Here is a 24,086-nt window from a genome sequence, read left to right on the forward strand (position 1 = left end):
GAATCAAAGAGGTAAAAATGAAAGACAATAAACTAACTATTTTCCAACAAGTTAGAGATTTAGAAACGTGGCAATCTGTTGCTTTCTCAGCAGCATTACTAGAACGCATGCTACCCAACTACCAGCTTTTTTGCGAAGCCACTGAATTTGCCGACCCAAGTCCATACCGCAACAGTTTGAACGTGATTTGGGAATGGCTCGCTCACCCCAAAACCAAAATCAATTTTGCCGCACAACTTGAAAAAGTTGAAGCAAGCGTGCCTGACCCAAACGATTACGACAGTATTGGGGTATATCCTGCCATTGATACCGCTATGTCAATGTCAGCGCTTATTCTGCTATTGATGGAAGAAGACCTGCAAGGCGCCGTTGTGGTCAGCAAACTTGCTCAAGGCACGGTAGAAGCTTTTGTCGAAGCAACTTCTGAAACAGAAATAAGTGTCGAAGAGATAAAGCAACACCCACTGATGCAATGGGAAATTGAAATCCAACAAGAATTACTCACGTTTTTGGCCAACAGCCCAAAAAATGGCGATACCTGTAAAGCCCTTAAAGACATCTCCATTGGTGAGGGCATGAGTAATATCGGCATTGATATTACCCCATAGTAGGTTCTTTAAGATTGTAAATGCCCCAACGAAATTATCTGAAGCACTAGCCTTGATACAGTCTCGCGGTAACTTGGCTAGTCTGATTTTCTTTCAATAAGCGCCAACTAGGCGGCACTTTGTACTGAGCATTTTGCGTTTCGCATTCGATATAAACCAAGCCCTCTTTGGCCAACAAACTGTTCTGCTCGATACCATCGATCGCTTTAGGAATTAAGCTTTTGTTAAAAGGCGGGTCTAAAAAAATCAAATCAAATTTGTCGTTTAGCTGATTCAGGTAACCTAGGGAATCGCCGCAGAGCACCTGTGCACTTTCTTTAGATGCTTTGAGCGTGTCGAGATTTTGCTGCAAACTTCTAGCGACTTTTTTGTCTAACTCAATAAACGTCACACGCTTGGCATACCGAGAAAGCGCTTCGAAACCTAGGCCACCGCTGCCTGCAAATGCATCTAAGCAATGACTGTCTTGGGTATGCGCCATTAGCCAGTTGAATAATGTTTCTTTGTTTCTGTCTGTTGTGGGGCGCAGCCCTTGAACATCCATGACAGGCAATTTTCGCCCGCGCCATTGCCCGCTGATAATACGAATTGCACCATTGGTGGCTTGAGTCTTTTTTACGTCTCGCTTCATTTATAGTAGGAATGTTATCATTGCTGCAAAGATACGTAAGTGTACTCAATTAATTCAACGATTTTCCAAGGATTTCTATCTAATATGTCCAAGTTTTTCGGTTGGCTCAAAAAAGACAAGCCTAAGTCAGAGCCACAAAATCCCCCAAAGAGCACACCAGAAGAAGCCCAAGAGGCACAATCACAAATCGACGATAACAGCGATGAGCGCCTTCTTGAGCAAGCGGATGAGCACGCAAAACTGCAAAAAATTGATGAGCTCGCTGCCTCCGAAGTGGAAAGCCCTTCTCACGGGCAACCTGCAGTGGAAGTTGAGCGTACCTTGGAAGAGCGTGCTAATACTGAGCACGACCAAAACATTATTCAAGTTGAAACCCCAGCCTCGGTTATTGATGCCAGTGAAGACGCTATCACCAGCAACGTGGAGCCTGTGTCAGTTGCTGCATCAACTGAACCGTCTGAAGTATTTGAGGCCACGACAGAAATGTCTGAGGCAGAGCTTCAACCTGTTGTTGAACATGAGCTAGCATCCCAGCCTGAGCTGGTGCCAGAGTCAAAGGCGAAGCCTGAAGAAGAACCTGAAAAACCTGTCAAAATGGGGCTGTTCGCCAAGTTAAGACAAAGTCTCTCACGTACGAAAGAAAACCTCGGCAGCGGCTTTATTAGCCTGTTTCGCGGTAAAGCCATCGATGATGATTTATTCGAAGAATTAGAAACTCAATTGTTGGTCGCCGATGTAGGAATCGATACCACCAGCAAAATTATCTCTAGGCTAACAGACGGCGCTAAACGCAATCAGCTAAAAGATGGTGAGGCGTTGTATCAATTGCTGAAACAGCAAATGAGCAACATATTACAAGAAGTTAGCCAGCCCCTTGAACCGAAAAGCGAAGATGGCCCGTTTGTTATCTTAATGGTGGGAGTAAACGGCGTAGGTAAAACAACCACCATCGGTAAAATGGCGAAACAGTTCCAATCTCAAGGTAAAAAAGTCATGTTGGCTGCCGGTGATACATTCAGAGCCGCAGCAGTTGAACAACTGCAAGTATGGGGTGAGCGTAATAACATTCCTGTGATAGCGCAGAAAACCGGTTCAGACAGCGCATCTGTTATTTACGATGCATTAGAATCTGCCAAAGCGCGTAATGTGGATGTGCTAATCGCCGATACCGCGGGGCGATTACAAAATAAAGATCACTTGATGGAAGAGCTGAAAAAAGTGGTACGGGTGATGCGCAAAATAAACCCAAATGCGCCCCATGAAGTTATGCTGACACTCGATGCGGCCACAGGCCAGAATGCCGTCAGCCAAACCAAGTTATTCAACCAAGCGGTTGGACTAACTGGAATCACATTAACCAAGCTAGATGGCACCGCAAAAGGTGGGGTGATTTTTGCTTTAGCGGATCAATTTAAAATCCCTATTCGTTATATCGGTGTAGGTGAAGGCATCGACGATTTACGTCCGTTTGCCAGTGACGAATTTGTTGAGGCACTCTTCGCTGAAAACGGCGTTGAAAATAGCGCTGAAAGCACGACCTAAAACGAGACTTAAGCAGAGTTTGCAATAACAAACGATGCCGCTAACAGCCTGATTAAGCGAAGAGTGATTCAATGATCAAATTTCAGCAAGTAAGTAAAACCTACCCTGGCGGGCAACAAGCGCTGCGCAAGGTAGACTTTCATGTAGAGCCCGGAGAAATGGCGTTCTTAACGGGTCATTCAGGTGCCGGTAAAAGTACTTTGCTGAAATTAATCAGTTTGATGGAACGCCCCACTGTGGGTCAGGTATTAATTAATGGGCATGACTTAAATAATATTAGTCGTCGCCAAATTGCCTATATTCGTCGTGACATAGGCATGATTTTTCAAAGCCATCAACTATTGATGGACAAAAGTGTATTCGACAACGTCGCACTGCCACTCATTATTGAGGGTTATTCACACAAAGAAACCACCAAACGAGTGCATGCAGCGCTTGAAATGGTTGGCCTTAGAGACAAAGCAAAAAATCTTCCCATTATGCTATCAGGCGGTGAGCAACAGCGCGTAGGCATTGCTCGCGCAGTTGTGAATAAGCCGCCACTATTGTTGGCTGATGAGCCCACGGGTAATTTGGATCCGAAGTTGTCCATGGAAATTATTCGATTGTTTGAAGACTTTAACCAGGCGGGCGTATCCGTGTTTATCGCAACCCACGACTTGGGTTTGATCGCGCGCATGAAATATCGAACTCTGACCCTCAAAAATGGGCAAATGATCACCGATGGTCTATCCCAAGATTTTTAACAAAAACGCAGAAACAACAACAGTCTGGTTCTGTAATGGCTAGCGACACATGCATAAGTGAGTTTGAAGAATGAGTTTATTATTTAAAGGGCGAGCCCAGGGCGCCCAGCTAAGTCAGGTTTCTATCATTCAACGCATTCAAATGTTTTTTCTCAGTCATGTTCGCCAAGCATTAGGCAGTTTGGGGGAATTGTGGCGCTCTGGCGCGGCTTCACTGATGACCATAGGCGTGTTGGGGTTGAGCATCACACTGCCTAGCACCTTATATATCCTAGTGAAAAATATTGAACAGGTGAGTTCGGGGTGGGATCAAGCCTCTGAAATATCCTTATTTCTAAAAGCTGAAACATCAAAACAACACATAGACCAACTTCTGACCCGTATAAATTCTTGGCCTGAAGTGAGTAAGGTGACTTACATCCCTGCGGATGACGCGCTAAATGAGTTTAAAGCGTTGTCAGGATTCGGCGATGCTATCGCGTATTTAGATAAAAACCCATTACCACCAGTTGTGCTTGTGGCGCCTAGCGAGAAACATGCTGGCCCTGTAGCGGCGCGTCTGTTGCTTGATAAGCTGCGCAAAGAGCGCGAAGTCGACATAGGAAAACTGGATCTAGAGTGGTTACAGCGCTTAGATGCACTCTTAACAGTAGCCAAAGAGTTAGTGACGATCATTGCGCTACTGCTATTTTTGGCAGTTATTTTGATTATTGGTAATACCATCAGGCTCAACATTCTAAGCAAAAAAGATGAAATACTAGTGATGAAATTAGTGGGTGCAACCGATGCCTTTATTCAACGCCCCTTTATGTACACTGGCTTCTGGTATGGTTTATTAGGCGGCCTATTAGCGTGGTTTACGGTAGTTGGCTTATTGTGGTGGATGAGCGCCAGCGTTGAGGCAGTGAGCGCCCTCTATCAAAAGCAATTCAATATTACCGGTGTCGACTTCAGCACCTTGCTTATTATGCTGTCAACTTCTGTGCTGCTAGGGCTAGTTGGCTCGATGATTTCAGTAAAACGACATGTGAGTGCTATCGAGCCAAAGTGAAGCTGTCTTAGGCGTACTAGAGAGGTCTCACCCACTGCGTTTAGTACGAATACCTTCTATCGGCCAGCGTTTAAGCTCTTGATTCTGGAAAGTGTGGTGAAACAGACTGACGTAGACCGTTCCCCCACATAATGGCTTCATTGAACATACTGTGCAGACGTTTCTGGTCAATTTTCAATAACCCAGCGATACGTATCACTTTCAACCAATTCGCACTTTCAAACGCCCTCGCCAGAACTAAATAAATAGACAAGTCGTTCTGGCCACCGCTTAGAGCAAATTTCACTTCATCATCAATGGGTAACTGATTCAGCAGTGTGCCCATATCTTGGTCTAGTATTGCATCAAGCAAAGAGAACAAGCCAACCAAAAAGCCCACTGGTGGGTTATCCCCTTTTTTGGCTTCTCGGGCAACTAAGTCGCAAAATTTCGCCCTTACAAGCGACAAGTGCAGCAACTCAATCGGCTTATCATCATTTAGATTGGCCAACGCTAACAGGGCCACGAACTTCTTAAGCTCGACTTCACCCATATAAGTTATTGCGTGGCGCAATGACGTGATCCTGTAGCGCTTATTCACCATAGGGTTGTTGACAAAGCGCAACAACATATAAGACAAGCCAACATCATGCTCAATAACAGAATTCACACGCTCGATGTCAAAGGTTTCGCTAGAGCTGACACCCATAAGTTCCACTAACGTTAACTTAGAGGTGGGTAAATTTTGTTGCTTAATCGCCTCGGGCTTAGCGAAAAAGTAACCTTGGAAGTAATCAAACCCCATATCTCGATATATTTCGAAATCTTGCTGGCTATCAATCTGTTCAGCCACCAACTTTACATTGGCATCTAATAACCTGGGCATACTCTTCGCCACACCATCGTAATCGCTTTGCATCACATTCACTTTAACGATGTCAACAAATGGCAGAAAATCATTCCATTTGGGATCCAAGTTATGATCGTCCAAAGCGATAGTAAAACCTGAGCTCTTCACTTGCTGGCAGACTTCTAGCAAGGTGTCGTGTGGCAATACAGCATCGGATAATTCAACAACGACGTTGGAGGGATCTAGAACAGAGGGTAAACCATTGATTAAGGTTTCTTTTTGAAAGTTAATAAATGATTTTTTATTGCAAGAGATCTCGTCTAATCCGAGGGTAAGATAATGCTTAGCAATCAGCTTTTCGGTACGTTCGTCTCTTGCCGTATCTGGATAGCAGTTGTTCTTACCGTCACGAAAGAGTAACTCGTAGGCAAACACATCACGTTGGCGATCTAAGATAGGCTGGCGAGCAATAAAGGCGAACATTTACATCCCTATGAAATCGTTTGAGTAAGGTCATTAAGCTTAAAGACGCAACGCACGGGAAGCGCTGCAAATAAATTTTTAGTACGTAGATGTACTTTCGTCTTTTTTGTTGAACAAAGTCAGACTAACAGACAAAATTAAACCTTGTAAATAAGACAAATCGTTGTTTTTACATCCATAAAAAAAATAAGATCAATTTTGCTCGTGATACGTGAAGAACTTCCAGCATATGTAATAGAATATTAATATTGCAAAGATAGTGCTTGCGTACAATGGTAACTGTTATTATGGTGGCATCATTCGTTGTTCATGATATTCGAGCAACCCCCAAAAGTAGCGCTTTAATAACTTTTCAATTGATCTCGATCAACTAGAGCTTATATTTGTATAATATCTTACTGATAGATCAGCCGCTACATGAAATTTTTTCGCGTTTGAGTGGTCTATTACAGCAAATGTAAAACTCAATGCGGTTCTTGGTTGGCAAAGTCATTGCATGGTTCCAAGGACACAATGTTACACGAGGTGATTATGACAACAGATATGCGTGCACTAACATTAACCGTTCCACAGACCGGTAGCATCGAAACTTACGTGCAAGCTGTTAGCAGCATTAATATGCTCACAGCCGAAGAAGAACGTGGTCTAGCAGAACGTTTACAACAGGAAGACGACTTATTAGCGGCAAGAAAGCTAATCATGTCACACCTACGTTTCGTCGTGCATATTGCAAAATCTTATTCTGGTTACGGACTTCCTCAAGCCGATTTGATTCAAGAAGGTAACATCGGTTTGATGAAAGCGGTTAGACGCTTTGACCCTACTGTAGGGGTCAGATTGGTGTCGTTCGCTGTACATTGGATTAAAGCTGAAATTCATGAATTTGTGTTGCGTAACTGGCGCATAGTGAAAGTTGCCACCACAAAGGCACAACGTAAGCTTTTCTTTAATCTACGTAAAAATAAAAAGCGTTTAGGTTGGTTTACTCATGCAGAAGTGCAGAAGGTGGCAAGTGACCTGGGTGTAAGCGAAAAAGAAGTATTACAAATGGAAGCTCGTATGAGCAGCCATGATCAAGCTTTTGATTTATCTGCAGATGATGATGAAAGCGGAAGCTTCGCGCCGGTACAGTTTTTAGAAGACAAAAGCGCAGATGTTGAAACTGACGTTGTTAACGCAGATTGGGACGCAACGGCTTCACAGAAGCTATATTCAGCGATTAAAACCCTTGATGAGCGTAGCCAGCATATCATTCAGACGCGCTGGTTAAGTGACGACAAAACAACGCTACAAGATTTAGCAGATAAATACCAAGTATCTGCCGAGCGTGTTCGTCAAATCGAAAAGAACGCCATGAAAAAATTACAGAGCGCTATGGCATAACTCAGTAATTCAGACACAAAAAAGCGCGTTATAAACGCGCTTTTTTATTGCCTAAAAAACAATCACTGCTTATCTATTGCAAACTACGCGCTTTCGGCGTCTTGTTCTTCAGTCTCAGGGGGTAAAATCCAATAAACTCCCTTAAACTCGGCAACGGCAGTGTCCCCATCAAGAATATCGACTTGTAATTTAATTTGGCATTTCTTGTCTTTCGCTAATGGCTCGAACTTGCCGCTCAGACTTTCGATGTGACATAAGGCTCTTGGCTGCATAGTGATGGGTTTGTGATAGTGAATATTACCATCTCCTAACACTATCTCTCCTGCAAGATTCTTCTCCTTTAATTGCAAAAAAATCATGCCCCAACCTGTCAAAGTGGCTAAGGAAAAAATACTGCCGGCGAACATAGTCCCGTGCAAATTGATATTTTTATTTAGCGAAGCTCGATTCTCTAATGTTTTACCAGAATACTGGTACAGCTTGATCCCCATCTGCTCGCTAATAGGGATAGTATCGTGCCATGTATCTTGTAACTCTTTACACCATTTTGGGTGCAACAAAATCGTGTTGTGGGCCAACAGACGCTTGACCATTTGTTGGCGTTTTAACTTCCCTAACTCAGTCGAGGCTTCTTTTTCCACTTCAAAGCCACAACTCTCGAAAAACGGAGTAGAAAGCTCTCGGCTATTAGTGACGATGCGAACTGCGCCTTCTTGTCGCGCTACCGCTTCAAGTGAAGACATGATCATTTTGGCTAAGCCACGCCCCTGTGCATCGTTGGCGACAGCTATATGGCGGACCTGAGCTTCCTCAGCGCTGTTCATATGTATCCGCCCAATGGCGATCACTTCACCTTTATTATTACGGATCATGCGATGTTCACTGACTTGCTCGTATTCGTCTTTTTCAGAGCCTTGAGGATAATTCCAAGGCTTTCGCAGCATTAACCAGCGAAATTCAAAATATGCTGCAAACTCCGCATCTGTTTCTGGGGTTTCAATCTTATACATTATTATGCATTTATCCTTATGGAGATATCGATAACCTGGGGCCAAATTATATCAGCCAGTCCACCATTAGATATTATTCACTGCTTGGTAGCAAATCAGACGTTTAAGGAAAACGTCACGGGGCCATCATTTATTAATCTAACTTGCATATCTGCACCGAATTTACCTGACTCGCAGAGTATTTCACTGCTTCTCCCTAGTTCAACAAAGTAATTATACAAAGACTCGCCCAATTCTGGCGATGCACCTTGAGAAAACCCAGGCCGATTTCCTTTGTTTGTCTGCGCCACCAAAGTGAACTGAGAGACCACAAGTAATCCGCCGCCGACTTGCTGAAGATTCAGGTTCATTTTACTGTCTGGATCGCTAAAAATGCGGTAATTCAACACGCGCTGAAACAGTTTTTTGGCCTTTTCCTCGTTGTCATCTTTTTCCACTCCAAGCAGCAGCAAAATCCCTTGATTAATCTCTCCAATGACCTCATTGCCAACACAGACACTGGCTTCGCTGACTCGTTGAATCAAACCAATCATTCCTGCTCCTTAATAAAATCAGCCATAGCGGTCGAAGCCAAACAAAGAGCGGCAGTAATTTTGGGTTCATTGGCGCTGTGGCCAGACTCGGGCACTATGGTAAGCTGACTTGCAGACCAAGCTTCGTTAAGTAAATAGGCACCTTGTATTTTGCACACACAGTCATAGCGACCATGAATGAGAGTTGCCGGTATATGACTGATTTTGTGTATATTTTTTAATATGTAATTTGGCTCAATAAAACAAAGATGCTTTATGTAATGGCACTCTAAAATAGCCAAACTAATGCCCCTGTGTACATCCGGGACCAACTCATCTTCATGTAATTTACAGTGCAACTTACTGATCCTGGCTTCCCACAAACACCATGCTTTAATGGCTGCCATTTTGTGCACTTCATCGCTACCAGTAAACAGTTCATAGTACGCGTCAACTAACGACGTCGTAAGGGACTTATCTGCCACAGGGAGGATGAAATCTTGATAGTAGTCTGGGAACAGCTGCGCAGCTCCGCCTTTTTTATCTAGGTACCAATCGAAATCTTCTTCTCGCGCCAGGAAACTGCCTCTTAAGATCAGCCCTTTCACCGTTTCAGGATGCTCAATGGCAGCAAGTAGTGCCAACGTTGCCCCCCAAGAACCACCAAATAAGATCCACTGCTGGACACCCAGGTGCTTTCTGATCTGGGTAATATCACTTAGTAAATATTGGGTAGTATTGTTCTTTATGCTACCGAATGGAGTGGATTGCCCGCTTCCCCTTTGGTCAAAGCCAATAATCCAGTACTTATCGGGATCGAAGAAGCGACGATAATTAGCAAACAGTCCTGCCCCTGGCCCCCCGTGTAGAAACAGCACAGGTATTCCTTTTGGGTTACCACTTTGTTCCAGATATAACGAATGATCGTCGCTAACCGCTAGCATTTCGCTGAAAAACGGTTTAATTGCAGGATAGAGTTTACTCATATAGGCAGCCACTTTGACATTATTTCTTCCAACCGATTACAGTAGTTTGTTAAAGTGTATCAACAATAATGAATTAATAACTTAGGGGCAACAAATGGCAGGACAAGGTTCAGGTGGAAATGTAATTGCAGCAATATGTAACTTGTTTTTTCCAGGATTGGGGCAATTAGTTCAAGGACGGATACTAGCAGCAATCATATTTTTTGTTCTGGTATGGACTAATTACGCCCTAGCAGCCACAGGTATTCTGTTTTTTATGGCAGTGTTCGGCTTCATCTTCCAAGTATGGTCGATTATTGATGCCGCTAAATACCGTGGTTAATTAACACTAAAGAGGTTTCGATGAAGAAAATAATACCAACAGTCTTTTTATTCACCCTGCTAACAGGTTGCCAAAGCGCCTATTATGCAGCATGGGAAAAAGTCGGCGTTGAAAAGCGCGATATCATGGTTGACCGCGTTGAAGATGCAAAAGAATCGCAGGAAGACGCCCAACAACAATTTAGCGATGCACTAGAACAATTTACCCATTTAATGAATTACGACGGTGGTGAACTGCAAGACGTATACGAAGAGTTAAAAGACCAGTACGAAGAAAGTAACCAAGCGGCAGCAGAAGTGACTAAGCGCATTAATAAAGTAGAGAGCGTAGCTGATGCGTTATTTGACGAGTGGGAAACTGAATTAGATAAGTATACTAATGACGGTTTACGCCGTGAAAGTGCGAGCAAGCTTAAAGATACCCAGCGCCGCTATGCCAGCCTGGTTAAAAGCATGCGCAAAGCAGAGGCAAAAATGGATCCTGTTTTATCTGCACTACAAGACAACGTGCTGTATCTAAAACATAACTTGAATGCGACTGCAATCGGCGCCTTACAAAGTGAGTTTAACGGCGTTAAAAATGACATCAATCAGCTTATTGCTGAAATGAATAACGCCATCAAAGAATCAAATGCGTTTATCTCCAGTATGCGAGATTAATTAGCATTAAATCCTACGCAGGCGATTGGGGGGCATCCTCATCGACCTGCGTAAAATTCTCTTTAGATTCTTCGTGAAAAAACACTTCAATCACATGGGTTAGTTCCGCCCCAAGCAACACCACTATCCACGACAAGTAAACCCAAACGAATAAAATAGGAATAACGGCCATAGCGCCGTAAATCATTTGATAAGACGGAAAGTGCGTTATGTAAAACGAGAATCCTTTCTTTGATAACTCAAACAGTAGCGCCCCCATGAACGCACCAACGAGGGCATGGCGAGGATTAATCCGCTTATTAGGGACAATCATATACAGAATAAAGAAAGCGCAGACGGACGCGATAAAAGGCACAATTTTGAGCATGGCGGTGGTTGCGCCCATGGTGTAGGCTTCAGCCGAATTAGCAAAAGCAACCAAATAAGAACTCATGATGACGCTTAGGCCAATTAACAAGGGGCCTAGCGTGAGGATCATCCAATAAATCGCAAACGTAAAAATGATCGGCCGCTCGCTTTTCGCCTGCCAAATGCGGTTCAAGGTTTTATCTATATTCGAGATGAGCAATAAGGCTACCACCACCAAAGATAAAATCCCGATCGCACCCATTTTTGATGCGTTACCCACGAACTCAGCGACGTAGCCTTGAATTTGGTCCCCAGAAGTCGGAATAAAATTACCGAAGATCAGGGCTTCGATATCTCCTCGCACCTCAGAAAAAGCAGGAAAGGCCGACAATATGGTGAAGAACACCATGATAAATGGCACTAGAGATAATAAGGATACATAGGCTAAATGCCCTGCTGACACCGTGATCCCATCTCGTTGGCAATGGTTTACAAACATACGAACAAAAATATTCGCTTTAGGTAACCAGCTCCTTAATACATCCGACCAAATAACCTTGGACTCCATACTTTTCCTTTATTCCAGGCTGAGAATTCAATCCTCTTAGTCTGCTCTAACGCCTAACATATGGCAAATAGCATAACTCAATTCACAGCGATTCAGAGTATAGAAATGAAAATCACGAATGCCTTCTTTTGCTAAGACTTTGACCATGTCCATGGCAATGCTAGCGCCCATTAAGTTACGAGTAGTTTGGTCGTCCTTATCTAGGCCGTCATACATTTTGTGCAGCCAGTTCGGTACGTGTACGTTGGTAAAGCCTGCAAAACGCTGCAGGGTTTGATAGTTCGTCACAGGCAAAATACCCGGTACGATATCCATCTCAATACCCGCTGCTGCTGCCCTGTCCCTGAAGCGTAAAAACACTTCAGCATCGAAAAAGAACTGGCTAATTGCTTGGTTCGCGCCTGCATCGGCTTTGCGTTTTAGGTTTAATAAGTCAAATTGACTGTTCGGCGCTTCAGGGTGTTTCTCTGGGTATGCTGCAACGGCGATGTCAAAATCAGCCACATCACGCAGTAATGCCACTAAATCAGACGCGTAAGATACATGCTCGGTATAGCCTTCGGGTAAATCACCACGCAAAGCTACAATTTTCCGAATACCACTGGCCCAATAATCTTTGGCGATTTGCTTTAATTCGTCACGGCTAGCATCTACGCATGTTAGGTGCGGCGCAGCGGCAATCCCTGTTTCGCTCTGAATACGTTTTACGATTTCGTGGGTACGATCACGCTCACCGCTATTTGCACCGTAAGTCACAGACATGTATTTAGGCTTTAACGGCGCTAAGCGCTCCACCGATTTCCATAGTGTCTTTTCCATCGTTTCGGTTTTAGGTGGAAAAAATTCAAATGATACATTGATCCCTTTCACTTCTGACAGTGACTGGTTGAGGGCATCGATACCTTGTGCATAAGAGACCATGAAAAGCTCCGTGATTATCTGGACGTTTAGACGTCTAAACTAAACTTTGTACGTAAAGCCGTCAAGATGTTTAGCAGTCTATCGTTGACCTTTATTCGTTTATGGTTAGAATTTCCCCTTATAAGAAAGAAAAAAAGCGAGTAAACGATGGCTAAAACGACAAAATGGAATGGGAAATACATTCATCCCTACGCCGAGCATGGGAAAAAGAGCGAGCAAGTGAAAAAAGTCACCGTCTCTATTCCTTTAAAAGTGCTCAAGGTGTTAACAGATGAACGTACACGTCGCCAGGTGAATAACCTGCGTCATGCAACGAACTCAGAGTTGTTGTGTGAAGCATTTTTACATGCCTTCACTGGGCAGCCATTGCCGAATGACAACGACTTACAAAAAGATAATGACAATCGTATCCCCAGCGATGCATTGCGCATCATGCAAGAAATGGGCATCGATATCGATTCAGAAGAATAGCCCTAGTCTGTTGGGCTACTCAACTAGGTCTAATCACTTAGACCTCGCCATCAAAACACCCTAAATAACCCGCTCAAGCCGCACTTGTCAAAGAAAGTCAGTATTTAAGCGTAGTCGTACTGGCCCCCGCGGGACAAACCTTGTTGATAAGCCGGGCGTGCATGAATACGTTTTACGAAGGCAGCAATATTAGGGTATTCTCCCGGCACATTGCGTGAGGCCATCGCTTCTAGCGGAAAACTCATCTGTATATCTGCCCCAGATAACGCATCACCAGCGAACCACTCATTATCCGCTAAATATTGTTCAACAAACTTAAGGTTAGCGACCAAATTCAACCCGTAGTACCCGTCCATGACTTTATCGGCAATTTTATTGGCGATGATTTTGACAAAAAACGGTTTAGCGTTTTGTCTGACTTTATCAAATACCAACTTGGCAACCATGGGAGGCATCAGGGTTCCTTCGGCGAAATGTAGCCAATAGGTATATTGACGGTACGCTTCTGTACCTGGCTCAGGTATTAAGGCTTTATCAGGGTATTTACGCGCTAAATAGTCGATAATCGCCCCCGACTCTGCCACAGTCACTTCATCATCGGTGATAACGGGTGACTTACCTAACTGGTGCACCTTCTTTAATGACTCAGGCGCCAAATTCGTTTGGCTATCTCTTTGATAACGCTGAATGTCATATTCCACACCCAACTCTTCTAACATCCATAAAATGCGTTGAGAGCGAGAGTTATTAAGATGATGAAGTGTGAGCATGAGGTACCTTATTTTAATATATTTGATTGAGAGTAACTTACGCGCAAAGTCGCAAACTGGCTCATCAAAAATATTAATATATCTCTATTAATGCAAAAAGGCAGAAGTTATCTTCAGCCTTTAAGGTATTTACGCATTGATGTGTGCGGGGTAGCGGTTATTTTCCTGACGGATCTAAGCTCGCGTAATATGCGGCTAAATTTTCTATGTCAGCATCACTCAAACCTGCAACCATAGGTGCCATCACCATATTTTTACGCTCACCTGCGCGAAACGCCTTTAACTGGATTGCCAAGTATTGTTCTTTCTGGCCAGCCAAGTTTGGATACATGGGAATTTGCGAAATTCCATTCGCACCGTGACATGCCATGCAGGTCGCTGATTTAGATTTACCCGCCGCAATGTCGCCAGCGAAAACGTTAGTTGATAACATGGCGATTGTTGAAATACTCGCCACAACACATGCTTTTGAGATTAGATTCATAATTGGTCCTTAAGATAACGTCGGTTTACGTAAACCATTCTACGAGTAATAAAATAGAGGCAGACAATGAATTTAGATCATTCATATGCAACGCATTTAGGTGATTTAGGCGCCTTAACTAAGCCTTTGCGTGTGGCAAACCCTCAACTTGTTGAGGTTAACCACACCTTACGCGACGCACTGCAACTACCAGCATCATGGTTTACGCAATCTAGCATAATGTCGATGCTTTTTGGCAATACAAGTTCATTTACGACACATTCTTTTGCACAAAAGTACGGTGGTCATCAGTTTGGTGGATGGAATCCAGACTTAGGTGATGGACGTGGTGTATTGCTTGGAGAAGCGAAAGACAAATTCGGAAAATCATGGGATTTGCATCTTAAAGGCGCTGGCCCTACGCCCTATTCACGCTTCGCGGACGGGCGAGCTGTATTGCGCTCAACGCTGCGCGAATACCTCGCAAGTGAAGCATTGCACCATGTGGGTATTCCTACCTCAAGGGCACTTTGCTTAATTACCAGTGACGAACCCGTGTACCGAGAAAAACAAGAAAAAGCCGCTATGATGATCCGAGTCAGCCAGAGTCATATTCGCTTCGGCCATTTTGAATACTTTTATCACAACGGTGAACTGGACAAACTCATGCGGTTATTTGACTACTGCTTTGAACATCATTTTTCTGCATGTTTGCACAGTGAATCCCCCCATTTAGCCATGCTAGAAAAAATAGTCACGGATACCGCTACCCTAATTGCAAAATGGCAAGCATACGGTTTTAACCATGGCGTAATGAATACTGACAATATGTCGATTCACGGGATTACCTTCGATTTTGGCCCTTATGCTTTTTTAGATGATTTTAATCCTAAATTTGTCTGTAACCATTCTGATCATCGAGGGCGATATGCATTTGAGCAACAGCCTAGCGTGGGTTTGTGGAACCTAAATGCCCTTGCGCACGCATTCACCCCCTACTTGAGTGTCGAACAAATCAAGGGAGCACTAAGTCAATATGAACCAAGCTTAATGGCTGAGTTTTCACAACTTATGCGCCAAAAGCTTGGGCTGTACGAAAATACCCAAAACACCGCCGAACTAGTGAACCGTTGGCTCGACCTAATTTATCAAGACAAGCGTGATTACCACATTAGCTTTCGATTATTGTGCGAAGTTGATGAACACAGTGAAAATCAGCCACTTGTTGATCACTTCATGCAACGCGACACGGCTAAAACTTGGTTAGAACATTATCAACACGCACTGATTACTCAAGGTGTGAAGAGGCAAGAACGCCAAGCAAACATGCGCAATATTAACCCCGAATATGTACTGCGGAACTACCAAGCACAACTGGCAATTGATGCGGCACAAAACGGAGATTTTTCACGTTTTAGAAAGTTATTACATGTGCTGCAACACCCATTTGATAGCAAACCAGAGTATGCCGAATTTGCTAAACCACCCCCTAACTGGGGTAAACACATGGAAATATCATGCAGCAGTTAATCCTTATGTATAAGAATAAACTCTTTGTTGAAAGGGAATATCCGATGTTAGGCTACGCTTCATATTACAACTCGAGGTTGCACACCGTGCCTGCAGCCAACTTTGCTCTGGTTTCTTAAACTGTGAAAATGCGCCGCTCATCTTACTTTACTTCCTCGCTGTGCCTTATGTTGCTGCTTATCATGCAACTTGGGCTGGTGCTTAAGGCGCAAACCACGCAAACCAGCGTTAATATTAATGACTCAACGCCTTCCGTTAATTTAATCACCTCTAGCCATTGGCTTGTAGCCGATAATAAAGTGCAGCTGTCTGACGTGCAGGAACTGAAAACGTGGCGTGATACCTTCTCTCCGCAACCTCTGAATGATAATCAAAGCCTATGGGGCAGAGTTACCCTGAGCACTGATAGTAATCATCGACCTTTTTTTATCAGTATTGATAATCCACGTATCGACGCGTTGGATATCTACGTGTTAGATGAAAGAGACAGGATCATTAACTCATATCGCCTAGGTACAACACGACCTCATGATAACCGCCCTTTTGAGCATAGGTTATTCGTGGTTCCGGTAGATATTCCTTATGCTCAGCCGCGAAACATCTATATTAAGATCCGCGATGAAGGCCCGCTGGTGTTCGCTTTTGATGTAAAATCAGAGACAGCACTGATTCAAAAAGAACAACGAAACAGCACGATTTTCTCCTTGTTCAGCGGCGCATTGACCATGATGGTGCTGTACTTTTTGATCACCTATACGTTATTGCGCAGCCCGGTGCGCTTTTGGTTTTCGGTAGCCAGTACGGCTTATTTACTGCTGTTTTTAAATAGCCAAGGTGTGGTGAGTCATGTCACTGGTTTCAATCAATACATAGACAACCTAAGCACTATTCTGTGTGCCCTGTTGCTGTTTTCATTAGCGAAAATAACCTTCACTATATTTCGCCCACTGCCTACCTACTACCGCTATTTCCTATATGCCATGGGTTGGTTAAGTGCTGCATCGGCGTTTGTACTTAATAGCTACCAACAGATTTTATTGGTGTCTGGCGCTTCTATATCATCCATTGTGGTTATCGCCGTGTTAGCGATATTTTATCGTTACAAAGGACACACCATCAGTAATCGCGTGTTTGCTTTGGGTTTAACGCTTATTAGCCTGACGACGGTGGCACACATTGGACTTTATCTGAACTGGGTGGCTTTTCCCGAACAACTGTCACTCACGCTTAGCACGTTAATCGTTATCGGTATTGTATTGATTGCCGTTGCCATCGCCGCCCATGAAAAAGTCATCGCATTTAGGCATTACAACGAGCAACAAACTTCGATTCGCGCCTTGCAACAGTTCGTCGATATGTTTGAAGAAGCCCCAGAAGGGCGCTTTATCTCCAGCCTCGATGGTCAATTGTTACGCGCTAATCTAGCCATGGCGAAGATATTTGGCTATGAAGACGTAGCGCAAATGAAAGCCCACTTGCCCACAATGTCTGCCTTGTATGCAGAGCCAAATGAACGAGAGCTGCTGCTAGGTGAACTCCATAAAAACCAATCCACGTTAAGTAAAGAATTACGCGGTAGAACACGGCAAAATCAGGATCTTTGGCTATCTGTGTCTGCTCAATTAAGCAAAAATGGCGACACTGATGAAAAACTAATTTGTGGCTCAGTAGTAGACATTAGCGCGCGAAAGTCTGACCACCAAAGCATTGAGTACATGGCCAGCCACGATACGTTAACCGGCTTTTATCAGCGCCAAGCATTCGAGAAAAGCCTACATGAAGCGATACTCTTCGCTAAACAGCAGCAAGAAGAATTGACCTTATTGCACGTAAACATTGATCAATTTAAAGCGATCAACGATACACATGGCCATAAAGCCGGCGATGCGGTACTTAGGCAGCTTTCGCAGTTAATGAAAAAGATTGTCAGCGATGATGGCATGATAGGTCGCTTAGGCGGAGATGAATTTGGTATTTTACTGGTTGGCAATAATGCCCAGAACAGTTTTATGCTCGCCAATAAACTATTGAATGCCGTACAAGTACATGAGTTTACATGGGAAGAACGCCCTTTGACCCTTGGGGTCAGCATTGGCCAAGTACCATGGAATGACACAATATCAAGCTCAGAGCAGCTGCTCAGTATGGCCGATTCGGCCTGTTATATGGCGAAAAAGCACGGCCGGAACCGACTTCACACTTACTCCTCAACAGACAAGCAAATTGCCAAATACGAATCTCAATTGAGTTGGCTACCCCGTATACAACACGCACTGAGCCACAACGGTTTTGAACTTCATTGCCAACCGTATATGCCAATGACCTCTATTGCTAAGGGGCACCACTACGAAATATTGTTGCGCTTAGTGGATGAACACGACCAGCGCATACTGCCCAGTGAATTCTTACCCGCAGCTGAGCGCTATAACCTCAGTGCCAAAATTGACCGTTGGGTTATCGACACATACTTTGCTTGGTTAGCACAAAACCCGCAGCACAAAGCAGATCTAATGCGTTGTAATATCAACTTAAGTGGCCATTCCCTGGGGGAACAGGATCTTAAACTGTTTATTTTGAGCGCATTTGAGAAATACCAAGTACCTCACAATAAGATTTGTTTCGAGATAACGGAAAGCATGGCTATCTTAAAACTCGACGAAACCATTGAGTTTATTGATACATTCAAAGCGCTTGGCTGCACATTCGCCCTAGATGACTTTGGCAGCGGCTTTTCATCATACAATTACCTAAAAAATCTCCCTGTGGACCAAGTCAAAATTGACGGCGAATTCGTCAAAAATATTCTTATTGATCCCGTGGATATGGCAATGGTTAATTCCATCAAAGACATCGCCAGCGCGATGAAAATACAAACCGTAGCGGAATATGTAGAATCAAAAGAGATCATGGTGGAATTAGGTAAAATTGGCGTTGATTTTGTTCAAGGATTTGGCGTGAACAAACCCATCTCGCTAAGCACGATGACAGACCAGAACAGTGTCTTTAATTCAGAAGCGGGGCTGTAGAGGCACTTGTATTTAAATATTCCGCACCCATATTTTCATCCAGTGTGACAGCCCATTAAATAACTTTTACAAGTCAGCAAGCAAAATTATGAAACAACATCAGAAGTACGAATTCGTGAGCTCAGCCTCCCTTCCCACGCGCTGGGGCCAGTTCACCATACACGGGTTCGTTGAAACCGCTACCGAACAAGAACATGTCGCCTTAACTTTCGGACAATGGCAATCTGGTGATGTGGTACCCATGAGAATTCATTCTGAATGCTTAACCGGAGACGCATTATTCAGTACCCGTTGTGACTGCGGCGCACAGTTAGAAAAGGCGCTACAAAATATTGTAGAGCAAGGCAAAGGTGTGCTGCTTTATTTACGTCAAGAAGGGCGTGGCATTGGCTTGTTAAACAAAATTCGAGCGTATAATTTGCAAGACCAAGGCTTAGATACGGTTGAAGCAAACGAGCATTTAGGCTTTGACGCTGACTTGCGAGAATACGATATGTGCAAGTTAATGCTTGATACCCTCAATGTGCAACGGGTGAATTTGATGACCAATAATCCTAAAAAGCGTAAAGCGCTAGAAGCGATGGGCATTGAAGTGGTCAGCCGCACGCCAATTGACCACGGCATTACAGATGACAACCGCCATTATATTCGCACTAAAACGGAAAAATTGGGCCATGTGTTTGACCCGCACCTACTCAAGTAATCATTATTGTTAGGCCGTTTACGCGGCCTTAACTTTTCCGGCACTGGCACCCGCAAGATATAATTCACTCACTTAAGCCTCGATTCAGTTTAGATTAAGCCTTAATCGCCCACACTACAGTCACCGTATACCCTTTACCTATCGTGTAAAGGTAAAACAACTGAGGTGTCCTATGGGCAGAAACACTAAGTACATCATCATTTATGTAGCTGCCATAAGCCTGTTGGTTAGCGTCGCGCTGCAATTGGCCCATGCAGAAACTCAAGCTGAACCAACTGTCGAGCTACATCAAGCAAAATTAGACCAAATGTTGGCTCCTATCGCCTTGTACCCAGATTCTTTGTTATCCCATATCTTGATTGGAGCAACGTATCCCCTCGAAGTAGTGCAAGCCGCTCGCTGGCGTGAAGAGCACGCTAACCTGTCAGAACAACAAGCACTGGATCTTGCCGAACAACAGGATTGGGATCCTAGCGTCATTGCCTTGACTCCCTTTACTGAATTGCTTGAACGTATGAGCAAAGACCTGAACTGGCTGCAAGATTTAGGCGATGCATTTTTAGCGAATGAAGCGCAAGTGTTAGAAAGCGTGCAAACACTGCGAAGCCGGGCGTATGCCAAAGGGAATTTGCAAGACAACCAATACCAAAATGTTGAACGTGAGCAAGATAAAATAGTGATCCACAGTGTTGAACGTGAAACCGTTTACGTGCCTTACTATGACACTCGCGTGGTATATGGTGATTGGTGGTGGACCGTCCACCAGCCCATTTTTTGGCGCTCGCCTCGTCATTACACCTATCACTCAGGATTTCATTGGAGTCCGCGATTTCATATCAGCGCTGGGTTCTTCTTCGGTGGTTTTCACTGGCGTAATAATTACGTGGTGATCAATAACGACTATCGTTACCGCCGTTCGAATCACAGATATACCTATAGTAAAGTGCGCAACTACCCAAGATGGCAACATAATAATCACCACAGACGCACAGTAAAATACCATCGTGGGTATAACGGTACCCATAAGCGCGCCGTTACCAGCCGTAACGTTGAAATGCAGAAAAGTCGTATACATAGGGATAAGGTCGTCTCGCGCTTGAAGCGCCAACCAAGCGCCCGCAATCATGGGCAGTATAAGCGAGAGCAGAATGCTCATCGCAAACAGAACACGCATTTTAAGCAAAGCAAACAAAGTAACGGCAAGACGGTTTCAAAACGTTTATCTCAAGCAAACGGGCAGTCTTACAAAAGTGAACAAGGTAGGCAAAAGGTAGAGCAGGTAAGAACAAAGCCTCAGCGTGCGATAAAAAGTCAGCGCATTCAGCGTCAAAGTGCCGACAGAAACAACAGTAAAAACCGTTACGTTTCTAAGCCAGCGAAAGCCGTCAAAAGGGCATCACAAAACAAGCAGTACAGAACACCATCTAGGGTGACGAAACAGTCAATTAGACAGACTAAGACACATTCAGGGAAGTTTAATGCAAGAAGGGTAGAACCTTAGAAGAAATATAGTACAGCGCGTAGCTCTTTAGGAGAAAAAGAAGCTAAAATAGCCTGCTGGGCAGGCTATTTGCCTATGCTGAATGAGGTATCGAGCGACCTCTTACGCATTGTTTTTGGTCTTTAGGTAAGCACTAACTTGTGATGCTTCACGCTGTTCTGAGAATTGAATCAAATCAACACCGTTACACTTCATGCCTTCAGCCGATACAAGCTTGCGAAGAACATCGTTAGAGCTTGCCGCAACTTGACCCACTTTGCTACGTAGGCTGCGCTTAAGCATACCAAGATCATCATTTACTACTGCTTTACAGAAGCTTGAGTATTCGCTGTCACCTGCGAAACGCACTTTACTACTAGATTCCATACCAGCGCTTGCATTAAAGGCTGTCAACGCGACGAGAGATATAAGTACTTTTTTCATTGTGTGCTCCAAATATTGGTTAGCTATTTAAGTGTTCAGCAGGTTCTGCCTGCCACTGAAATATCCATGAATTTGATGATCATGTCTGTGGTTTTATTGTACGAAAGTAGTAAAAAGCATGTAAAACAGGGGGTTACACAAAAATAACATTTGTAACTGATTGAATTTAAATAATATTTTTTATTTATATATACTCATAATTGAAATGAATATTCCTATTTATTCCAAAAACATCTGTTTAAAACTGAAAGTCACGTCAGCTAAAAAACAGAAACAGCACAAAATTTAACCATTTTTTAGATTTTCAGCCTTAATGGCACGTTAAAACGTTGTTAAATTACAAAATATGTAGGTTTTATTACAGAATTTTATCGGGTAATTTTTATGTGGATTGAGACAAGCGCATTACATTGATAACAAATTTAGCGCTAAACAGGCAAAATTCACAAGACCCGCCTGATGGTTATCATTATACTCCGCGAATATTGAGCAACTTTAATGTGTGACGGTAAATTTTATGCGATTACTCCCTGAATGGGCGCCTCAAGAAGCCATTATTCTCGCGTGGCCTGACCAAAAAACAGATTGGCAACCTTGGCTTGTAGACGTTCGCCAAGTCTATTTGACGATTATGGCTAACCTTAACCAAGCTGGTACTGGTGTCATACTGCTTATTCGCGACCAAGAAATCCCTGCCTTTAAAACCTTGAGCCAAGATTTTAAACAGCCCATTGATCGCGTGCTATTAGTACGCGCCGATTATAACGACACTTGGGTACGAGATTATGGCTTTTTAACCTGCCATAGTTCAGGTGGCATGCAGCCTATCGAGTTCAACTTTAACGGCTGGGGCAATAAATTCGACGCTAACAAAGACAATCAGATAAACCAGCAAGTGTTAGCAGGCTTATGCCGTTTACCGTTGCAGAGTTTCGATATTGTCGCTGAAGGCGGTGCGCTAGAAATAGACGATGCAGGTGTGTTGCTCTCTACTGAGTTTTGTTTATCGAACCCTGAGCGTAATGGTGACATGACGATGTCTCAATATCGCGGGGCATTCAAAGTCGCCTTAGGCGCGAAGAGTGTGCATATATTCCAACAAGGGCATTTAGAAGGTGATGACACAGACGGCCACATTGACACCCTAGTTCGGTTTACCCCTCACGATGGCCTAGTCGTGCAGTCAGCATTTAATGTACCCGATGACACTCACTATGCCGGCTTAGCAGCCCTGGTCGACGAGTGCAAAGCTGCTATGCCCGAACATCAAATCTTCGAACTCCCCTTGCCCCAAGTGTTTAACCAGCAAGGCGAACGCTTGCCTGCTTCTTATGCCAACTACTTGATAAATAATAAACAGATCTTATGTCCTGTATATCAGCAGCCACAAGACCAACTTGCCATGGATATAATGGCAAAGGCTTATCCTGAATATACAATCGTGCCAATAAATTGCTTACCCTTGGTTCAGCAATTCGGCAGCTTGCATTGTATTAGTATGCAAGTTCCGGTGAGTACATTAACGTTCGACATTAGCAAGAAACTAGCAACAGGAGTCAGTCAGTTATGAGCCGCACCCCACAAACCGCCAAAACCCTAAAGGTAGGAGTCGTTCAACAAGCGGTTGCCAATAATGACAAGCAACTCAGCTGGCAGCGTAGCGCTGAACAAGTCACAAAACTCGCCGAACAAGGTTGCGAATTAGTTATGCTACAAGAATTGCACAGCACCTTGTATTTCTGTCAGCAAGAAAACACAGACTTTTTTGATTTAGCGGAACCCATTCCAGGTCCCGCAACGGACTACTTTTCCGAGCTAGCCGCCAAGTTAGATATTGTGTTAATTACGTCTTTGTTTGAAAAACGTGGCTCAGGTTTATACCACAACACCGCAGTGGTGTTCGATCGCCAATTAGGCATGGTCGGCAAATATCGCAAGATGCACATTCCTGATGACCCAGGTTTCTACGAAAAGTTTTACTTCACCCCTGGCGACATGGGCTTTGAGCCAATCCAAACCAGTGTGGGTAAATTGGGCGTACTAGTATGTTGGGATCAATGGTATCCAGAAGCAGCTCGTTTGATGGCCATGCGCGGCGCAGATATGTTGTTCTATCCTACTGCAATTGGTTGGGATCCAGCTGACACAGTAGACGAGCAACAAAGACAATTCGGTGCCTGGCAAACCATTCAGCGCTCTCACGCAGTGGCGAATTCAGTGCCTGTGGTAGTGGCAAACCGCACAGGCTTTGAAGCATCGCCAGTAGAAGGTGACAATGGCATTCAGTTTTGGGGGCAAAGTTTTATTGCAGGCCCACAAGGAGAGATCCTCACCCAAGCCGATGCTGACAGCGAACAAAACTTGATGGTTGAATTAGATTTAGCCCGCACAGAACAAGTGAAGCGCATTTGGCCATACTTCCGCGATCGTCGTATCGACGCCTACGAAGATATGACTAAGCGCTGGCGCGACTGAAGACCCTAGTACTCACTAGATAACAGCTAATTAGCATAGCGCATAAAATAAAGCCCCACTGACTAGGTCATTAGGGCTTTTTTAATGGGCAAATTCAAAAAGAATGTAGACGGAACTAAGAGAAG

24 protein-coding genes are annotated in these 24,086 nt (G+C 44.0%); 14 read left to right on the forward strand and 10 right to left on the reverse strand.

Annotated elements, in window-relative coordinates:
- Nucleotides 1–17 precede the first annotated feature (17 nt).
- The gene (locus AC0VYA_RS19955; protein ID WP_475489429.1) at nt 18–608 is read left to right on the forward strand and encodes a YjaG family protein; all 591 of its coding nucleotides are present in this window, start codon (nt 18–20) and stop codon (nt 606–608) included.
- A 46-nt stretch (nt 609–654) separates the two neighbouring features.
- On the opposite strand, the gene rsmD is transcribed toward AC0VYA_RS19955, so the two are convergent.
- Nucleotides 655–1,239 carry a 16S rRNA (guanine(966)-N(2))-methyltransferase RsmD gene (rsmD, locus tag AC0VYA_RS19960; RefSeq protein WP_475489430.1) on the reverse strand — a complete coding sequence of 195 codons (585 nt, stop codon included), beginning with the start codon at nt 1,237–1,239 and terminating at the stop codon, nt 655–657.
- 84 nt (nt 1,240–1,323) lie between these two features.
- On the opposite strand from rsmD, the gene ftsY reads away from it, so the two are divergent.
- The 3 genes from ftsY to ftsX all read left to right on the forward strand — a co-directional run bounded on the left by ftsY (nt 1,324) and on the right by ftsX (nt 4,578).
- Nucleotides 1,324–2,781, forward strand: a complete 1,458-nt coding sequence (gene ftsY, locus AC0VYA_RS19965) for a signal recognition particle-docking protein FtsY (RefSeq protein WP_475489431.1) — start codon at nt 1,324–1,326, stop codon at nt 2,779–2,781.
- A 71-nt stretch (nt 2,782–2,852) separates the two neighbouring features.
- Nucleotides 2,853–3,527, forward strand: coding sequence for a cell division ATP-binding protein FtsE (gene ftsE / locus AC0VYA_RS19970; protein WP_475489432.1), 675 nt, complete (start codon nt 2,853–2,855; stop codon nt 3,525–3,527).
- A gap of 70 nt (nt 3,528–3,597) precedes the next feature.
- The gene (ftsX, locus tag AC0VYA_RS19975; RefSeq protein WP_011576651.1) at nt 3,598–4,578 is read left to right on the forward strand and encodes a permease-like cell division protein FtsX; all 981 of its coding nucleotides are present in this window, start codon (nt 3,598–3,600) and stop codon (nt 4,576–4,578) included.
- 70 nt (nt 4,579–4,648) lie between these two features.
- Here ftsX and AC0VYA_RS19980 read toward each other — a convergent pair whose 3' ends face one another.
- A complete protein-coding gene (locus tag AC0VYA_RS19980) occupies nt 4,649–5,890 on the reverse strand; it encodes an EAL domain-containing protein (RefSeq protein ID WP_473476578.1) in 1,242 nt (413 codons plus the stop codon).
- 531 nt (nt 5,891–6,421) lie between these two features.
- On the opposite strand from AC0VYA_RS19980, the gene rpoH reads away from it, so the two are divergent.
- A complete protein-coding gene (gene rpoH / locus AC0VYA_RS19985) occupies nt 6,422–7,273 on the forward strand; it encodes an RNA polymerase sigma factor RpoH (protein ID WP_041714636.1) in 852 nt (283 codons plus the stop codon).
- A gap of 83 nt (nt 7,274–7,356) precedes the next feature.
- Here rpoH and AC0VYA_RS19990 read toward each other — a convergent pair whose 3' ends face one another.
- From AC0VYA_RS19990 to pip, 3 genes are all read right to left on the reverse strand, one after another.
- Nucleotides 7,357–8,283, reverse strand: a complete 927-nt coding sequence (locus AC0VYA_RS19990; RefSeq protein ID WP_475489433.1) for a bifunctional GNAT family N-acetyltransferase/hotdog fold thioesterase — start codon at nt 8,281–8,283, stop codon at nt 7,357–7,359.
- 95 nt (nt 8,284–8,378) lie between these two features.
- The gene (dtd, locus tag AC0VYA_RS19995) at nt 8,379–8,816 is read right to left on the reverse strand and encodes a D-aminoacyl-tRNA deacylase (protein WP_475489434.1); all 438 of its coding nucleotides are present in this window, start codon (nt 8,814–8,816) and stop codon (nt 8,379–8,381) included.
- On the reverse strand, nt 8,813–9,781 hold the full coding sequence (gene pip, locus AC0VYA_RS20000; protein ID WP_475489435.1) for a prolyl aminopeptidase: 969 nt from the start codon (nt 9,779–9,781) through the stop codon (nt 8,813–8,815). The genes dtd and pip overlap by 4 nt, the downstream gene beginning before the upstream one ends.
- Nucleotides 9,782–9,875: 94 nt before the next feature.
- On the opposite strand from pip, the gene AC0VYA_RS20005 reads away from it, so the two are divergent.
- Both AC0VYA_RS20005 and AC0VYA_RS20010 read left to right on the forward strand, forming a co-directional pair.
- Nucleotides 9,876–10,103 (forward strand): hypothetical protein, encoded by a 228-nt coding sequence (locus tag AC0VYA_RS20005; protein WP_006992940.1) that lies wholly within the window; start codon nt 9,876–9,878, stop codon nt 10,101–10,103.
- A 20-nt stretch (nt 10,104–10,123) separates the two neighbouring features.
- A complete protein-coding gene (locus AC0VYA_RS20010; RefSeq protein ID WP_033185494.1) occupies nt 10,124–10,762 on the forward strand; it encodes a DUF2959 family protein in 639 nt (212 codons plus the stop codon).
- Between the two features lie 13 nt (nt 10,763–10,775).
- Here the strand turns inward: AC0VYA_RS20010 and AC0VYA_RS20015 are convergent, their stop codons facing one another.
- On the reverse strand, nt 10,776–11,678 hold the full coding sequence (locus AC0VYA_RS20015) for a virulence factor BrkB family protein (protein WP_475489436.1): 903 nt from the start codon (nt 11,676–11,678) through the stop codon (nt 10,776–10,778).
- A 36-nt stretch (nt 11,679–11,714) separates the two neighbouring features.
- Entirely contained in the window at nt 11,715–12,599 is an 885-nt protein-coding gene (gene metF / locus AC0VYA_RS20020; RefSeq protein ID WP_011576659.1) for a methylenetetrahydrofolate reductase, read from the reverse strand.
- Nucleotides 12,600–12,746: 147 nt separating this feature from the next.
- Between metF and metJ the strand changes: the two genes are divergently transcribed.
- Nucleotides 12,747–13,070, forward strand: a complete 324-nt coding sequence (gene metJ / locus AC0VYA_RS20025) for a met regulon transcriptional regulator MetJ (RefSeq protein WP_006992936.1) — start codon at nt 12,747–12,749, stop codon at nt 13,068–13,070.
- Nucleotides 13,071–13,174: 104 nt separating this feature from the next.
- On the opposite strand, the gene AC0VYA_RS20030 is transcribed toward metJ, so the two are convergent.
- Entirely contained in the window at nt 13,175–13,840 is a 666-nt protein-coding gene (locus AC0VYA_RS20030; RefSeq protein WP_473476589.1) for a glutathione S-transferase N-terminal domain-containing protein, read from the reverse strand.
- A gap of 157 nt (nt 13,841–13,997) precedes the next feature.
- Entirely contained in the window at nt 13,998–14,324 is a 327-nt protein-coding gene (locus tag AC0VYA_RS20035) for a c-type cytochrome (RefSeq protein ID WP_011576661.1), read from the reverse strand.
- A gap of 66 nt (nt 14,325–14,390) precedes the next feature.
- On the opposite strand from AC0VYA_RS20035, the gene AC0VYA_RS20040 reads away from it, so the two are divergent.
- The 4 genes from AC0VYA_RS20040 to AC0VYA_RS20055 all read left to right on the forward strand — a co-directional run bounded on the left by AC0VYA_RS20040 (nt 14,391) and on the right by AC0VYA_RS20055 (nt 21,063).
- Nucleotides 14,391–15,833 carry a protein adenylyltransferase SelO gene (locus AC0VYA_RS20040; protein ID WP_475489437.1) on the forward strand — a complete coding sequence of 481 codons (1,443 nt, stop codon included), beginning with the start codon at nt 14,391–14,393 and terminating at the stop codon, nt 15,831–15,833.
- 167 nt (nt 15,834–16,000) lie between these two features.
- On the forward strand, nt 16,001–18,859 hold the full coding sequence (locus AC0VYA_RS20045; protein ID WP_475489438.1) for an EAL domain-containing protein: 2,859 nt from the start codon (nt 16,001–16,003) through the stop codon (nt 18,857–18,859).
- 88 nt (nt 18,860–18,947) lie between these two features.
- A complete protein-coding gene (ribA, locus tag AC0VYA_RS20050) occupies nt 18,948–19,562 on the forward strand; it encodes a GTP cyclohydrolase II (RefSeq protein WP_011576664.1) in 615 nt (204 codons plus the stop codon).
- 172 nt (nt 19,563–19,734) lie between these two features.
- Entirely contained in the window at nt 19,735–21,063 is a 1,329-nt protein-coding gene (locus AC0VYA_RS20055; protein ID WP_475489439.1) for a DUF3300 domain-containing protein, read from the forward strand.
- Nucleotides 21,064–21,165: 102 nt separating this feature from the next.
- Here AC0VYA_RS20055 and AC0VYA_RS20060 read toward each other — a convergent pair whose 3' ends face one another.
- On the reverse strand, nt 21,166–21,486 hold the full coding sequence (locus AC0VYA_RS20060) for a DUF3718 domain-containing protein (protein WP_006992928.1): 321 nt from the start codon (nt 21,484–21,486) through the stop codon (nt 21,166–21,168).
- Nucleotides 21,487–22,003: 517 nt separating this feature from the next.
- Here AC0VYA_RS20060 and AC0VYA_RS20065 point away from each other — a divergent pair.
- Both AC0VYA_RS20065 and AC0VYA_RS20070 read left to right on the forward strand, forming a co-directional pair.
- Entirely contained in the window at nt 22,004–23,056 is a 1,053-nt protein-coding gene (locus tag AC0VYA_RS20065) for an agmatine deiminase family protein (RefSeq protein WP_475489440.1), read from the forward strand.
- Nucleotides 23,053–23,961 carry a carbon-nitrogen hydrolase gene (locus AC0VYA_RS20070; protein WP_475489441.1) on the forward strand — a complete coding sequence of 303 codons (909 nt, stop codon included), beginning with the start codon at nt 23,053–23,055 and terminating at the stop codon, nt 23,959–23,961. The genes AC0VYA_RS20065 and AC0VYA_RS20070 overlap by 4 nt, the downstream gene beginning before the upstream one ends.
- Nucleotides 23,962–24,086: the final 125 nt, after the last annotated feature.

The sequence above is a fragment of the Paraglaciecola sp. QJM3NY_14 genome (assembly GCF_056173245.1).